14 protein-coding genes, 1 tRNA gene and 1 pseudogene are annotated in these 14,270 nt (G+C 36.5%); 5 read left to right on the top strand and 11 right to left on the bottom strand.

Going from position 1 to position 14,270, the window contains the following annotated elements; translation table 11 throughout:
• Window positions 1–45 precede the first annotated feature (45 nt).
• The 6 genes from F886_RS02040 to F886_RS02015 all read right to left on the bottom strand — a co-directional run bounded on the left by F886_RS02040 (window position 46) and on the right by F886_RS02015 (window position 5,390).
• Window positions 46–438 (bottom strand): hypothetical protein, encoded by a 393-nt coding sequence (locus F886_RS02040; RefSeq protein WP_005300778.1) that lies wholly within the window; start codon window positions 436–438, stop codon window positions 46–48.
• A 21-nt stretch (window positions 439–459) separates the two neighbouring features.
• On the bottom strand, window positions 460–1,203 hold the full coding sequence (locus F886_RS02035; protein WP_005300776.1) for a hypothetical protein: 744 nt from the start codon (window positions 1,201–1,203) through the stop codon (window positions 460–462).
• Window positions 1,204–1,384: 181 nt separating this feature from the next.
• Window positions 1,385–2,581 carry an ATP-grasp domain-containing protein gene (locus F886_RS02030; protein WP_005300774.1) on the bottom strand — a complete coding sequence of 399 codons (1,197 nt, stop codon included), beginning with the start codon at window positions 2,579–2,581 and terminating at the stop codon, window positions 1,385–1,387.
• The gene (locus tag F886_RS02025; RefSeq protein ID WP_005300772.1) at window positions 2,578–3,789 is read right to left on the bottom strand and encodes an ATP-grasp domain-containing protein; all 1,212 of its coding nucleotides are present in this window, start codon (window positions 3,787–3,789) and stop codon (window positions 2,578–2,580) included. The genes F886_RS02030 and F886_RS02025 overlap by 4 nt, the downstream gene beginning before the upstream one ends.
• Window positions 3,790–3,803: 14 nt before the next feature.
• Window positions 3,804–4,694 carry an FAD-binding oxidoreductase gene (locus F886_RS02020; RefSeq protein ID WP_005300770.1) on the bottom strand — a complete coding sequence of 297 codons (891 nt, stop codon included), beginning with the start codon at window positions 4,692–4,694 and terminating at the stop codon, window positions 3,804–3,806.
• 15 nt (window positions 4,695–4,709) lie between these two features.
• Window positions 4,710–5,390, bottom strand: a complete 681-nt coding sequence (locus F886_RS02015; protein WP_004789949.1) for a hypothetical protein — start codon at window positions 5,388–5,390, stop codon at window positions 4,710–4,712.
• 351 nt (window positions 5,391–5,741) lie between these two features.
• Between F886_RS02015 and F886_RS02010 the strand changes: the two genes are divergently transcribed.
• Window positions 5,742–6,626 carry a DMT family transporter gene (locus F886_RS02010; protein WP_005300767.1) on the top strand — a complete coding sequence of 295 codons (885 nt, stop codon included), beginning with the start codon at window positions 5,742–5,744 and terminating at the stop codon, window positions 6,624–6,626.
• Here F886_RS02010 and sxtR read toward each other — a convergent pair.
• A pseudogene (gene sxtR, locus F886_RS02005) lies at window positions 6,600–7,545 on the bottom strand (multidrug efflux pump transcriptional activator SxtR). The gene F886_RS02010 and the pseudogene sxtR sit on opposite strands and share 27 nt — an antisense overlap.
• A gap of 139 nt (window positions 7,546–7,684) precedes the next feature.
• Between sxtR and sxtP the strand changes: the two are divergent.
• The 3 genes from sxtP to F886_RS01990 all read left to right on the top strand — a co-directional run bounded on the left by sxtP (window position 7,685) and on the right by F886_RS01990 (window position 9,466).
• The gene (sxtP, locus tag F886_RS02000) at window positions 7,685–8,929 is read left to right on the top strand and encodes a multidrug efflux MFS transporter SxtP (RefSeq protein WP_034590665.1); all 1,245 of its coding nucleotides are present in this window, start codon (window positions 7,685–7,687) and stop codon (window positions 8,927–8,929) included.
• 23 nt (window positions 8,930–8,952) lie between these two features.
• The gene (locus F886_RS01995) at window positions 8,953–9,279 is read left to right on the top strand and encodes a gamma-glutamylcyclotransferase family protein (protein ID WP_005300758.1); all 327 of its coding nucleotides are present in this window, start codon (window positions 8,953–8,955) and stop codon (window positions 9,277–9,279) included.
• Between the two features lie 111 nt (window positions 9,280–9,390).
• Window positions 9,391–9,466: transfer RNA gene (locus tag F886_RS01990), tRNA-Thr, on the top strand.
• Between the two features lie 124 nt (window positions 9,467–9,590).
• On the opposite strand, the gene F886_RS01985 is transcribed toward F886_RS01990, so the two are convergent.
• Window positions 9,591–10,103: a DUF2059 domain-containing protein gene (locus F886_RS01985; RefSeq protein ID WP_157411678.1), complete on the bottom strand. Its 513-nt coding sequence runs from the start codon at window positions 10,101–10,103 to the stop codon at window positions 9,591–9,593.
• A 298-nt stretch (window positions 10,104–10,401) separates the two neighbouring features.
• On the opposite strand from F886_RS01985, the gene F886_RS01980 reads away from it, so the two are divergent.
• The gene (locus F886_RS01980; RefSeq protein ID WP_005300754.1) at window positions 10,402–10,785 is read left to right on the top strand and encodes a hypothetical protein; all 384 of its coding nucleotides are present in this window, start codon (window positions 10,402–10,404) and stop codon (window positions 10,783–10,785) included.
• Window positions 10,786–11,320: 535 nt separating this feature from the next.
• On the opposite strand, the gene F886_RS01975 is transcribed toward F886_RS01980, so the two are convergent.
• Genes F886_RS01975 through F886_RS01965 form a run of 3 tightly spaced genes read right to left on the bottom strand, consistent with a single transcriptional unit; the run spans window position 11,321 to window position 13,882 of the window.
• The gene (locus tag F886_RS01975; protein ID WP_005300748.1) at window positions 11,321–11,743 is read right to left on the bottom strand and encodes a GFA family protein; all 423 of its coding nucleotides are present in this window, start codon (window positions 11,741–11,743) and stop codon (window positions 11,321–11,323) included.
• 8 nt (window positions 11,744–11,751) lie between these two features.
• On the bottom strand, window positions 11,752–12,579 hold the full coding sequence (locus F886_RS01970; protein ID WP_034590662.1) for an SAM-dependent methyltransferase: 828 nt from the start codon (window positions 12,577–12,579) through the stop codon (window positions 11,752–11,754).
• Window positions 12,580–12,583: 4 nt separating this feature from the next.
• Complete coding sequence (locus F886_RS01965; protein WP_043961653.1) at window positions 12,584–13,882, bottom strand: FAD-dependent oxidoreductase; 1,299 nt, start codon at window positions 13,880–13,882, stop codon at window positions 12,584–12,586.
• Window positions 13,883–14,270 lie beyond the last annotated feature (388 nt).

Raw genomic sequence — 14,270 nt, 5'->3', positions numbered from 1 at the left:
AATATAAGCCATAAAAAAGTCCGACTCAGTGTCGGACTTTTTAGTTTAGTCTTTGCTATATGTGCCTTGTTGGCGCCTCCCTTCCCAAATCGCGTCTAATGATTTGTCAGAAATCGTTAGGCTTTCAGGGAAAATACTTAAATCCTTTTTAAATTTAGCCTCTGGTTTTAAGCCAATACAGTCACCGTTTTTCCACCATGTGCCTTCGGCATATTGGTCTAAAGCACCCACAGCGAGCATCCATTGAAACTTGCCATCTGGCTGAAGTAAAAGCTCTGAACCGACTTCCATCACGCCATTTAAATAATAGTGCCCACTCCACGCCTCATCGGATTTTTGGAATTTCACCTCTTTGCATGTGCTGGTTGGCTCGGCGTAAATTTGAGATGAAATGGCAATCGTAGAAACGAGTAGCAACCGTGCAAATTTATTCATCATTCAATTCCCTATTTTTTAGTTTTATTTCCCAGACTCAACTTTTAAATAAGTGCCATCTGCATAGACGTTATGTCCAAAGCCACAGCCCGAGTTACCCTCGTTTTGTTTGGCTTGAATATAATTTCCTAATTTCGCGTTGCTTTTAAAGTCGAGTTGAATGTGACAGTCTTGATCTTTATAGACGATTTGCTTTTTATTGCTCGGCATTGTGGTCCCAAACTCACCCATGTTCGGGCCGTAAATTAAGCTTCTAAGACCCATATATAAACCAGCATAGCTGATTGCATATTGACCCTTCTCACGGCTTACCGTGATGTGATCCCATTCACCAAAACCTGAGTAGCGCACATATTCGCCTGATAAATCATTTGAAGCTTTAGGTGCAGGTAACTGTTTAAGATCAAACTGGCTAGATTTTGATTTTTCATCGAGCATAAACCATGCTCTCGCCCAAAGTGGCTGACCTAATTTGGCATAGGCTAATCCTACGTTATTGTTGGCAACCTCAATATCTCGGTCGGTAAATTTAACCGTGGTTTCATCTGCATTGGCTTTACAAAATGCAGTCCAAGAAGCTTGGTTCTGAAAGTTTTCGAGTGCCTTTTTATATTGTTTTTGGTCGTAGTTTTTCTTACCTAAGCTCGCGTATTGCTTCACTTTATTACAGCATTGTTGTAATTCTTGTTCAAAAGAAAACTCTGCATGCGTGACCGACAAAGCTGAAAGTGTGAGAACCGCGCAACCTGAAATAATAGATTTAATCATTTTTAAAATTCTTTAATAATTAACTAATTATATAATATGAGTTAGTTCTACAAATCACAATTCTCTGAAACAAAAGTCTATTAGAATGGTGGTTATGTAGGTACTTTCATTACACCATTTAAAAAGGCCTGAACATTTTAAGTCCAAGCCTTTTGATTTTTAGAATTTAGCCAAATCTCAACTAAGAAGATTCACTCAGACTCAAATTAAAATGATGATTTTGACAAATTGCGCTTTGCAAAATTTTCATACTATTTTTAATCGCATCTTCGACCTGTATTTGGCTATCTCCCATGAAATGAATTTTGGCAGGGATATTTTCATAACTAAAATTGTTATGTCCACCACTTTCCTGAATCAATTGATAGGTAATGGTTTCATTTTCGAGCTCTTTAATCCCATTAAATAAAAAGCCAGAACTATAAGGGTTCGGCATCATTAGAAAGCCCGTAATTTTCGTGTTCACTGGTTCTTGTGGAATTTTCATGGCCGCCTTAATCCACATTTCATATAAGTCGACGGACTCATTGCGTAATGTGATGAATGGAATTTCTCCACCGCCTACTCGTCCACCGACTTCCAAAAAGACCAACTCACCCTTCGATTCAATAAATTCAAGATGAATTGCCTGATCTTTTAATTTTAAGAATTTACATACGTCTAAAGTAAATTTTTCTACTTTGTTAATAAATTCAGAATTATCAATCGTTACAGAACCTAATGGTGCACCATTTCTGAAGTCTAAACAGGTATTAATATATTTTGAGACTTTAAAGTAAGGCATTTTATTGTCTGAAATAATCGCATCGACATGATAGATATCCCCTTCAATAAATTCTTCTACTTCATAGCCCGCATATGAAGATAAACGAGGAATATCGGCTAACTCACTAATTTTAATTACCCCTTCAGAAGCCGCGCCTACTTGAGGTTTTAAAATAATCGCTGAGCCACTTTCCAGCAAAAACTTTTCAATATCTTGATACGAAGATACTTCGGCATATTTTGGATAACGTACAGTTGAGTGAGTTAAAGCATCTTTCATTTTTTTCTTGTTACGGCACAACAAATTGTCTTCGACGGTTGCACCCACAATATTCAATTCAGTTCGGATGCGAGCAGCTGCGTCGAGGTCATATTCTGAGATGGCAATAACATAATCTATAGGTTTTTTCTTATAGATTTTTTTAGCCTGATCGAGAACCTCTTCTTCATTTAACTGCTCTAACCCAGCTATGCAGTAACAGTTTGAAGAAGTGATATAACGCATCGTTTCTGTTAATGAAATATAAGACACATGCACGGCATCATGATCTATATATTTATTATAATCAGACAATTCATCGTCATATCTATTGATGATTAATACATGTTTCATATGACTTTCACCTGCTCATGTATATGTTTGACTAAACTACGGATCTTATCTTCGCTTTCGGAACGGAAAATGAAGTAGCCTAATCGTGAGGTCCAATCATGGTTGCACGCCAGTTCATCGTTTGTTTCATAGTAGAAATGATGATGTACACATTCAGGTGCTTCTAACAGTTGATCTAAACCACTAAAACCTTTGAACAAACGGTGATTACCTTGGGGCATAAAGGCAATTGCAGAAACCAGATTTTTTTCTATTGAAGGTGAATATGGTAGGTCTAAGTATTCACTCAGTACCGCTTGAGCAAGGTCAAAATTAGTCGCCAATTTAATTAACTCAACAATATTGTCGCCCGGTAAACGTGCTGCTAACTCGATTGCGACTGCTTTTCCTTGAGGTGTAACTCGCAGTTCTAAGTGAAAAGGCCCTATATTTAACTCTAAGGTTCGAATTACTTTTTCAGCATAGTCAAAAACATGTGCAGAAAATTGGCGGTCATATTGATTACCCACAATATGCCCAATTTCGACAAAATAAGGTTCTGGCCCTAATAATTTTTCTGTTAGCGAAGCAAAGGTTATTTTTCCATCTGTATGGATAATTCCTTCAACACTGTATTCTTTACCTATAATGTATTCTTCAACAATTAAATCACCACTGGCATAGAAACCAATATCGTTGGGCTTAGCTTTCCAGATCGCTTCAACTGTTCTTAAAAGTTCCTCAAAATCTGCAACTTTTTTAACAGACATACTGCCCGCCATATCAACTGGCTTTACTACAGCAGGAAACTTAAAACCTAGAGGTAAGTCAATTTCTTTGCCCTGTGAAATCAAGGCATATTTAATATTGCTTAAACCCGACTTGGTTAGCTTGTCACGAAATTTAAATTTATTTCGAACTGTTTGAGCTGCCATATATTCAAGAGAGTTTTTTGCAAATGAGTTACCGAGTTGTGCTGCCATAGGTACTGCATATTCAACACCAGGTAAAATGGCTTTTATGGTCTTTAACTCAACAATTTTAGAGAGTTGACTATGAAAATCACTGGTATCTATTTTTATTATTTCTTTTGCTTTTTGGCGCATTGTTCCATCAATGCTGCACTCTCCTTCATCAGTAGAAAAAACATATAAATCTATCCCTAATTCTTGAGCGGCATTTAAATAAGTGACGCCTGAAGAAATAGGTTCTATAACTACTACTGTCATTGTTACAGTCTCCGTTAGGGACCAAAACTTTCTAACTCACACAGAGGCTGATTTAAAATTTTATTAATTATTGGGGTAGAACCAACACCCACTGTTAACTCGTGAGAGTCCAAATAATTTGAAAAATCAAATCCATTATTCGTCCACGTACAAAACGGGATATTTATAATATTGACCTCAGCATCAACTTGTTCTCGAAAAACATTGAAGCAATGTTGATGATAATCACTTAAAACCGACCGATTAATCGCATAGATATTTACTTTAGAAATAGGATTTTTTCGGATGAGATCCAATCCACGAGTAAGGGCAGCTCCCATGCCGCTTCCACCGCTTACAATATTCAGCGTAGAGATATTTTTCTCGTATTCAGGTTCTATATGATTATTCAGGTTGTATTCTAATTGATCACCAATCGCTAGCTTTTGAAATAAGTTAGAAAATATTCCATTTGGTCTTAATTTTATGTGCAAAACAAAAAAATCATAATTTTTCACACCCAGTGAAACCACAGAGTAACTTCGAATTAAAGGCTCTGATGGGTGTTTGATATTCACAATTGCTTTAGAGCTAAAGAACGTCCTTTTAATTTTAAATGTGAGCTCAACAATATTTTCAGCAAGAAAACTTCTACCAACAAGTTGAGCCACACTAAAATTATTAACCAATGGTGCGATTTCGACATCGCTATGAGCATAGCTAATACAAGGTAAGAACTCTTGTCCTACGGCAACCCGATTCCCCGATTCGTATACGACTCCACCTTTTAGCTTACATCGACAAACCCGGCACACACCTTTTAAACAGCCTTTCAACACGGCGCTATCAGGCACCGCATTGATGAGAGGCTGTTCTGAATCAGCAATGTAAATATGCTCTTGAGTGCGGATATTTACCATTGGCATATTCTAATTCCATTGCTATGAAAGCGTTTCAGCACGTACAGCCTGAAAATACTCACCCACCATTGGAACAAAGCTATTGATATGCTTGATTGCTAGATCAAAGTCTTCTTGTGTCTTAATTACAGAAGAAAGCATCTCTGTCATCATGCCGCTATGGTCTTCAGCTTCATCAAATGCAACATGCGAAGCTGCACCAGATACAGCCTGATTCCCCATATGAACACCCGCTTTTTGGGTAATAAAATTATTAAATTTGTCACCGTAATATTCGAGGAACCAGTCCCAAACGACTGCTGGTAATGCCCCAAATTTCTCTACACAAAAGTTTAAATACCCCATCAGTTTCCATGTTTCAGGAAATGCATTTTTTGAAACGATCTGATCTGAAGAATAGCCATATTTAGTCAAATCCTGACCGAACATTTCATCGTGACCAAATTCATCATATAAATAATATGAAAGCTGTTTTGCGGCAGAGATATTATTGATTGCTGCAACACGCACTGCATTTGCATCTAATTCATTATTCATATGAATGCGAATAACACACTCTAAAATATGACGTTTATAATAATTTTCATCGAACCAGTCTTCATTATGAAATTTATGCATAATCTCATCTTTTTTAAACTCGCTATGCATAGCATGATCAACCGCACTTTCTAATTTTTTCAAACTTTCCTGTGAAAAAAACACGAGTTATCTCCATTATATTTAAATTATTATCCAAGTATTAAATACTTATTTAGCTAGAATTAAGACTGTTATTAATTAAACTTAAAACAATCAAATATTATGTTTAAATATATTTTTAAAAATGTCAACAAAATATTATTTTTAAGAATTTCTAATTAAAATTAAATAAAATAATTTAATTAACAATCAAACAACAAATAATTTTTAATAAATGGATTAATTCAAATTAATATCCATCACCAACAAAATTTAAATAATTTATACTTCATGGAAAAGAAGGAATTTGACAGGGCTATATTGCGAAAAACAATGTAGACTCCTTATGGCTAAATATATGGAAGTATTAGAAAAGTGAATAATCTAATTATTGGAAGCCTATTTGCGCTTTGTGCAGCCGCACTCAATGCCTCTATTGGTGTCATTAGTAAATTACTCATGCATAGTGGTTTAAACCCACAAGACATTGCCTTTTTAAAAACCATTATCGCCTTTTTCTTTTTAAGTGTGTTTTTATTTAAAGTGCCTGTTAGCCAAAAGATTGCTTTTATTAGCAACACGCCAAGTAAACTGAGTGTCTTTGTCCAAATTGCGATATGTGCTTTTTTAGGAATTTTTTCACTATTCTTTTTCGAGACCATTGCCTACAACCATGGTGCTGCGGCCAATGTAGTTGTGGTACTCATGGCTTCAGCGGCTATTTCAGCTTTATTTTTTGGTAGATTAGTTTTAAAAGAAAGTATTTATATTCATTCTATTGCTGGAACATTATTAGCTGTAGCAGGTATTAGTTTAATTTCATGGAAAGGTGAAAATAGTTTATTAATGCTGATCAATGCCTCTATTGCAGGCACTGGCTATGGGCTATTTTCAGTATTAATTAAAAAATTCAGATTAAATGGGGGCTTATTCCTAACGAAGTATTTATTACTTTTTGGTAGTGTTTATCTTGCCGTCCCCTTTTTAATTAATTTTCATAGCATTAGTTTTAATTCCAATATTATTTTAGGTTTAATAGGCTTGGCAGTTCTGCCTACCATTCTTGGATTTTATTGCACAACCAAAGCCTTAACCTATCTACCCGCAGCAAAAGTACAAGTGACCGAACTTTCCGAACCCATTTTTGCGGCACTAATGGCTTGGGTTTTCATTCATGAACAGCCAACCTTATCGTTTTTGTATGGTGCAATCTTCATTATTTCAGGCATTGTTTTAATTAACAAAGCGCCTAAAGCATAAACCAATTTCATTGATATTCGTCTGCATGGTGACAAGCGACTTGCACCACACTGGCAAAATTAATTGCCATTTGTGAAGGGGCATGTTTCTTATAAGCAAGCCCTAAGCCCACCGTAGGGACAGGTGCTTTCAAAGAACGATAGGCCACGCCCTGTATTTGCAATTGTTTGGTCGACTCTGGGACCAAAGATACGCCTAAATTTGCAGACACTAACGATAAAATTGACACAATTTGCGGTGCATTTTGTCCAATTTTTGGTTCAAAACCACGCTCATGACAGGCTTGTTTAATCGCATCGAAAAGCCCTGCGCTAATTGAAGGTGGCGAGACAATAAAATCAAGCTCTCGCAGTGCCGTTAAATCAATTTCTTGCGTTGAATCATCTAACTTAAAAGACTCAGAAGGTAAAGCAGCAATGAGTGGCTCTGCTAATAACTCTTGAATAATTAAACTGTCTGGAATATTGCGTGGTGACCTTATAATCGCAACATCTAAGCGGTCTTCGAGTAGTAAATCGATGAGCAGCAAGGTGTTCGCTTCTTCAAGTTTTAAATCAACTTTAGGATATTGCTGCTGGAAATAACGAACGCATTTAGGAATGAGAGGATTCAACATTGAGGTGCCTGTAAAACCCAATCGTAATTGGCCCACTTCACCATTTGCTACCTGTTTAACCAAGTTCGCTGCATCTTCTACACGTTGTTGTACAGGCTGAATCGCATTAAAAAAGGCAAGCCCAGCTTCAGTCAGCTCCACCCCATGCGGAGAACGAATAAATAAATCTGCGCCTAGCTCTTCCTCTAAGTCACGTATTTGCATGCTTAAAGGCGGCTGACTCATATTTAAACGATGCGCCGCTCTGGTAAAGTTTTTTTCTTCTGCTACCGCTAGAAAGTAGCGTATATGTCTGAGTTCCATCGCTATATATAAAACATATCATGACCTATTGTTAAATATATTAGAAAAATACCATCTAAATTGCTAATTTTAATTTATCGAATTCTCTCGATGCAGCATGTTCCAACGCACTGCACTTTCTTTCTGTCATGGTCATGATATGAACTCTTCATCTACACCCAGTACCTTAAGCACTGAGGCAACTTCTGTTCTTTCCCGCGAATGGATTCACAAAGGGACCAAAGCCTATAAGCACGCAGGATTTGCTTTATTCCTCGTAGGCTTTGCCAGTTTTTCTCTGATTTACTGTGTACAGCCACTCCTGCCAGCATTCAGCCAAAGCTTCCAGATTAGCCCTGCGAGCAGCTCCCTTGCCCTGTCTCTAACCACTGCCTTTTTAGCAATTTCGATTGTGCTATCGAGTGCTTTTTCACAGGCAATTGGTCGTCGTGGTGTCATCTTCAGTTCAATGCTGTGTGCAGCTATTCTTAATATTGTGGCTATGTTTACACCTAACTGGCATAGCTTACTCATAGCACGAGCACTAGAAGGTCTATTGCTTGGTGGTGTACCAGCCGTAACTATGGCTTGGATTGCCGAAGAAATCGCACCTGAACACTTGGGTAAAACCATGGGTTTATATATTGCAGGAACGGCTTTTGGGGGAATGATGGGCCGTGTCGGCATGGGCATTTTGATTGAATATTTTTCTTGGCGAACTGCTTTAGGTTTACTTGGCGCAATCTGTTTTATTTGCTCAATTGCCTTTTTGAATTTACTTCCTGCTTCGCGTAATTTCGTACAGAAAAAAGGTTTGAATTTAAATTTTCATCTGCAAATGTGGCGGAACCATTTAAGTAATTTAAAATTACTACACCTGTTTGCCATTGGTTTCTTGCTCACGAGTGTTTTTGTGACTCTGTTTAACTACGCTACTTTCCGTTTAAGTGAAGCGCCTTATTCGCTGAGTCAGACTCAAATTAGCCTTATTTTTCTCTCATATAGTTTTGGGATGGTATCTTCATCATTGGCAGGTACACTAGCCGACCGCTTCAGTAAAAAAACCATGATGATGAGCGGTTTTGCCTTAATGATTGTGGGTAGCCTTATGACCCTGCTCAGCTCTCTTTTCGGCATTATTATTGGTATTGCATTTATAACCACAGGGTTCTTTATTACCCACTCACTCACCAGTAGTTCCGTTGGTGTCGAAAGCAAACAAGCCAAAGCCCACGCCAGTTCACTGTACTTACTGTTTTACTACATGGGTTCGAGTATTGTCGGCTCAGCAGGTGGCTGGTTCTGGTTACACGGTGGATGGAGTGCAATCGTAGGCTTAACCGTTGTACTGTCGTTACTTGGAATATTTTTAGTGGTTTATACATCACACGCAAAAGCTCATTAATTTTTAAGTTAAAGGAAAATCACATGTCGAGTTTATTTGTTTATGGCACTTTAGGCCCAGGTCGTCCTAATGCACATATACTTGAAAATACTGGCGGACAATGGGTAGAAGGTTGCGTCAACGGAACATTACATAATCAAGGTTGGGGAGCTGATTTAGGCTATCCGGGAATTGTGCTTGATGAAAGTACCAATCAAGTTCAAGGTTTTGTTTTTAGCTCAGAACATTTAAATGCAAACTGGAAATTACTGGATGATTTTGAAGGCGAAGAATACGAAAGAGTACCTGTTCAAGTCACTTTAAATAGTGGCGAACGTGTTGATTCTTTTATTTATGTGTTGAAGTCTTAAGCTATTTCTAAAGCTCAAGCCCATAAACATTTAAAAATTGATAGAAAAAATTTAAGTGGTCATTTTTTGGCTTGTATTTTTTTAAAGAAACTGTAGAATTCATTCCACGTCGCCGACATAGCTCAGTTGGTAGAGCAACTGACTTGTAATCAGTAGGTCCACAGTTCGAATCCGTGTGTCGGCACCATCATTAAACCTCATGAATATTTGATTTATGGGGTTTTTTGTTGCCTGTAAATTTTGAAATACTTAAAGATTTATAATTATTACCAAAAAATTGAGTGCAGACCTATTGATCCACACCCTTCAAATTATTTTTCATATTTCTCTAATTCAATAACCATTTCTTTTGCTGCGGCTATAATTTTAGGCATAGCTTCTTTAGTTAGATCTTGGCCCAATTTCATGCTTTGCTCCATCACTAGAGGCATTTTGTTTATGGCTGCTTGACCAACTGGTGATTTATAAAAATTAATTAATCCATCGATTTCTTCTTGAGTGAAATTTGTCACATAAATACGAGTAAATTCAGGCTCAAGTTTTTCCCAACCCATGTCTTCTACAGTAATGTTAGAGAACTTTTTAGCAAAATTTGCCACGACCTGTTTTTGTTGTGAATTAAGGGGTTTACCTTGTTGTATTTCAACTTCAGAGATTGTTTTTGAAATCATCTGCTCAATGTACGAGTTCATTTGTTTATATAAATCTTGGGATTTTGTGACCTTCATTAATTCTTTTACAGACTCACTAGAAGCAGGCTGTGCAAAGGTTGGATGAGTGAGACATAAACCAATAACTAAAGTAGATAATATTTTCTTCATCATAATTAATAACATATTAAGAATATTTTTTAAGGATAATAGTTGGGATAGACAATTCTTGTCAAAGGCTTTGTTTTTTGTTTTTAATAAAGACTTATTATAAACTTAAGCTTCAAAATAAATTTATAAAACACATTTTCTCTTTTAAAAGCAAAACAGGATGCTGCTAATTTATTAAAAAATATAAGATTAAAATAAGAAATATTAAAAAGATATGATTATAATGCGCCCCCAAATAAGGTCATATGAATAAGACCTATTTTATAAACTTTAATTCATTAAGATACCAATACGGAAAAATATGAAACTTCGTTTTATTTTACCTGCTTTATTTCTAACTTTGCCTTTAACAACATATGCTCAAGACACTACATCTCAAGCTCAAATGCAAACTACTGCAAACCCACCCATTTGCTTAATTGAGGGTACTCCTTCAGCAGAGCACTATAAATCTATTAAACGTATTAAAGCCGCGAAAGGAACCTATGGTGGTTTTGAAGAAGTAAAACCTAAATTAGCGATCGTTGCTCGTAAATACGGTGCAGATGTGGTGATTAATTATCATCAAAGCCAAAGATTTGGTTTCTGGCCGTGGCGTATTGTACGTCCAGTACTTACAGGAACTGCCGTAAAATGGAATACACCAGTTGATTGCACAGCATTAGGCGGCAAACAAATTTATTAATACAAAATGAAAAAAGCCCAACATCCTGTTGGGCTTTTTTCGTATTTCGTTACTAGGTACACTTCCTGTAATACCTCACGTCCTGATGCTTAAACTTATTATTGTTGTTTTACGTTTCGGAACTTCCTGTTCCTGATGAGTTCATCATAGGCAATTCATCACGTCATAAAAAGACGCCAATTTCCCGAATGTATGTAAGAAAAAGCGTACATGTTTCTTTTAAATTTAAAACTTAATTTACTATCATTGAAATAAAAATATGAATTTATAAACAAGTTCTGTTCGTCAATTAAATAAGAAGACGATATAATGAGTTTATTACTTTATTTGTAAAATAAATTTAAAAACAACAAGGAACGAGATGTTTACTTTGCCATCAAATCTTTTTCAACCTTTAGTGACCATACTTGCATGCCTTATTATTATTGTAAGTAAAATGCCTCAGCTAAAATTTAGAAAAACTATATTATTTTTAGCCTTTGGCAGTTTTACTTTAATATGTGCTTTGGCAATATTTGGTTTTTTTAATTAAGCCTTATTTCTTACTCTTCTCTATCATTTTTTCAAAATGTTTAAGGTTTGGGTTCAGCGTATCCCATGCGTAGGCTTGGCTCACAAACACCTCTGCTCTAGGCTGATAGAGACTCGGGTCATCCAAAGTACCTGCACGTATTGAAATCATTTCAGGGGCAATTTCAGGTAAGCCAAAAAGCTGAGAACCACAAGTTGGGCAAAATGCTCTTTTAATAGGTCGGCCAGAAGATCCTAAAGTCTCAAAATATTTAAGTTCACCACTTACTTTCAATTCAGATTGGTGAAAAAAAGCGATTGGTGCATATGCTGAACCTGTTGCCTTCTGACAATCTCGACAATGGCAATTAAAGCTATAACGTGGCTCCGTTTCGCTTTGATAGCTCACAGCTCCACATAAACACGATCCTTGATATTTAGCTGACATGGCTCATCCTATTTTTTTATTGCTGTGATTTGAATATAACGTACATATCCATTTTGGTAGAGTTGTTGGCATAACTTTGCAGTCATTTGAATTTTAAAATTTGCCAATCCTCGGCTTTGATTTTGTCTTTGCTGATTTTGAATATACCGCGAAAAACCGAGTAATACAGGCTCGGATAAATCTTCAATTTGAATATCTGCAAAACCTTGTTGTTCCAAGGTTGTTCTTAATATTTTTTCAATCGGCACAGCATCCCAAGCGACATTTGCTGCTTTGAGTAAATAACGATGCTTTTGTTCTTGCAGGACGGTCATGTTTTGACATGTGTCAGCACGCATTAAGTAATGAAAACCTAATCGGCCTTTTGAATTTAAAACTGGAGTGACCGAATCTAGAAATGAATTTAAATTGCTGTGATAAGCCGCATCAATACATAACACAGCATCGAAGTGTTGTTTAAATTCAAATTGTTTTAAATTTAAAAATGAACCACAAAAAATCTGGCTTATTTCAGGAATAAGCTTTTGAATTTTATTAACACACTGGGCTTGTAAGTCAACTGCACTGAGGCTTTTGGGTTGATAGTGCTGTAGCCAGTGCAACAAACTTGCACCCTGTCCGCAACCTAAGTCTAAGAGATGATCTTTTGAATTTAAATTGACGGCTTGTGCCAAATGATCTGCCAATAGGCAACAAGCTTCACGGTAGTTTTGGGTATTTTTCCAAAAACCCAAATTTGTCCAAGCAAGCTCTTCATCATCTCCCAAACTTGATGCATCAATTGCATATTTATGGGGAATAAGTCGAGAAAGAGCCGCTCGAACTTTTGTTTTCACAATTTTAGTAACCGAGTTCTGGGGCAACTTCAACCTGAGGCTTTAAACCTACAAATGGTAAAGGTGCACCTAAAATTTCAGCAATATGCATTGCGGAAGTAACTGCTGACTCTAAAATTGGTAAACCATCACATGACCATGAACCACAATAAAATACTTTACGGTTTAAGTCTAAATGGCGTTGTTGCAATTCTTTATTTAGAGCAATTGTTTGCGAGTCTACAACAGCACGCGTTAAAGTCACTTTTGAAATGATTTTTTTAGGATCAATATCAGTCACTGGACGCCACGTTTGGAACACTGGATTTTTACCCACAAGTGATGGTTCAACTGCATTCATCCAAACTGTAAATTGCTGACGGGTAAACTTACGATCCATCATATAACTCAGCACTGACCAGTCTTTACGACGTGGCGGCATTACTGTTGCATCTGTATGAATCACAAGATCGCCTTGCTCAAAACGGAATTGCTTAAGCAAATTCATATCTTCAGCAAATTGTTCAGGGTTTAAAAACTCATCAATTTTAGACGTTGGCGTTGCAACAATCACTCGATCAAATAAGTTCTTTTCACCTTGGCTGTTTTCAACCAGTACTTTTTCGCCTTGTAATTCAACGTTCTTAATCGCTGATCCGCTATGAATGTCGATATCTTTAATTAAGCTATCTACGAATGCAGGTGTACCACCTTTCATACGTAACAACATATCGCCATCAGTTAAGTGACGTAAAAACTCAAGAAGGTTTTTTGCAGGCCAGTCGCCAATTGTTTTTGGATTACACGTACAAATTGTATAAAGCACTGGCATTACAACGCCATGCCAGAATACTTCTTCTATATCGTTCTGATTAATAAATTCAGCGAGGGTAATATCTTGATTTTTAGATTTGAAAAACTGATGAATTGCAGTTTTTAATTGCAACATTCCTTTCACAAGACGCCAGCCATATTGCTGGATGCCCTTACGGTTATTGATAATCGGGAAATTACCAATACGACTACGAGATGTCGTTAACCATGTTTCCGTACGATCTTCGAATAACCAGCTACATGACATATAAGTACGAACTGGGAAGGTTTTAATGCCTAAATGAGCAGCAAGGCTGAGTGTATTCTTCCACAGATGTGGATTCATCACACGTAGCGGTGCATCAATAATTCCACCATCGAATTCAATGCTATGGCTATCCATTCCCCGGCCAGGAAGTGCTTCAAATATCGTGATCGTATGCCCTGCATCTTTCAGAATTCTTGCTGCCGCAAGACCTGCCATTCCACTGCCAATAATTGCGATATTCAAAATGATGTCCCATTTTTCGAGAATTTTTTTGATTATCACTCATACCCTAAAAAAACACCGTATTAAAAACTACCAGATTTTTATTTTTTGCATCAATTTATATAGAAAATATTTAACTAAAGGACAAGCTAGCTTTGTATATTTTTTTACAAAAATATACAGTCATATAAAAACTTATATTTTTTATAAATTTAAAAAAAATCTTTTAAATAAAATAAGATAATTTAACTATATTTATATCATATGTTTTACAACTATCTTATTTTGAGATATCATAGAGCCACAATAATGAGAACCAAATCACATAAAACAATGCCGCAACAACAATGAAAACCATCATAAAAACAGAATCTTTACAGCGAAAAAGCCCGCTATTCACACTTGATAG

The sequence above is a fragment of the Acinetobacter sp. NIPH 542 genome (assembly GCF_000369825.1).
In the GTDB taxonomy this organism is placed as follows: domain Bacteria; phylum Pseudomonadota; class Gammaproteobacteria; order Pseudomonadales; family Moraxellaceae; genus Acinetobacter; species Acinetobacter oleivorans.
Note: the sequence above shows the minus strand (reverse complement) of the source record. Positions and strands in the feature narration are given on the sequence as shown.

Bases quoted from the DNA above. Each gene is read 5' to 3' on its own strand.
- F886_RS02035 (WP_005300776.1), bottom strand. From the start codon at position 1,203: ATGATTAAATCTATTATTTCAGGTTGCGCGGTTCTCACACTTTCAGCT.
- sxtP (WP_034590665.1), top strand. From the start codon at position 7,685: ATGAACTCTTCATCTACACCCAGTACCTTAAGCACTGAGGCAACTTCT.
- F886_RS01975 (WP_005300748.1), bottom strand. From the start codon at position 11,743: ATGTCAGCTAAATATCAAGGATCGTGTTTATGTGGAGCTGTGAGCTAT.
- F886_RS02040 (WP_005300778.1), bottom strand. From the start codon at position 438: ATGATGAATAAATTTGCACGGTTGCTACTCGTTTCTACGATTGCCATT.
- F886_RS02030 (WP_005300774.1), bottom strand. From the start codon at position 2,581: ATGAAACATGTATTAATCATCAATAGATATGACGATGAATTGTCTGAT.
- F886_RS02020 (WP_005300770.1), bottom strand. From the start codon at position 4,694: ATGCCAATGGTAAATATCCGCACTCAAGAGCATATTTACATTGCTGAT.
- F886_RS01995 (WP_005300758.1), top strand. From the start codon at position 8,953: ATGTCGAGTTTATTTGTTTATGGCACTTTAGGCCCAGGTCGTCCTAAT.
- F886_RS01980 (WP_005300754.1), top strand. From the start codon at position 10,402: ATGAAACTTCGTTTTATTTTACCTGCTTTATTTCTAACTTTGCCTTTA.
- F886_RS02025 (WP_005300772.1), bottom strand. From the start codon at position 3,789: ATGACAGTAGTAGTTATAGAACCTATTTCTTCAGGCGTCACTTATTTA.
- F886_RS01985 (WP_157411678.1), bottom strand. From the start codon at position 10,103: ATGATGAAGAAAATATTATCTACTTTAGTTATTGGTTTATGTCTCACT.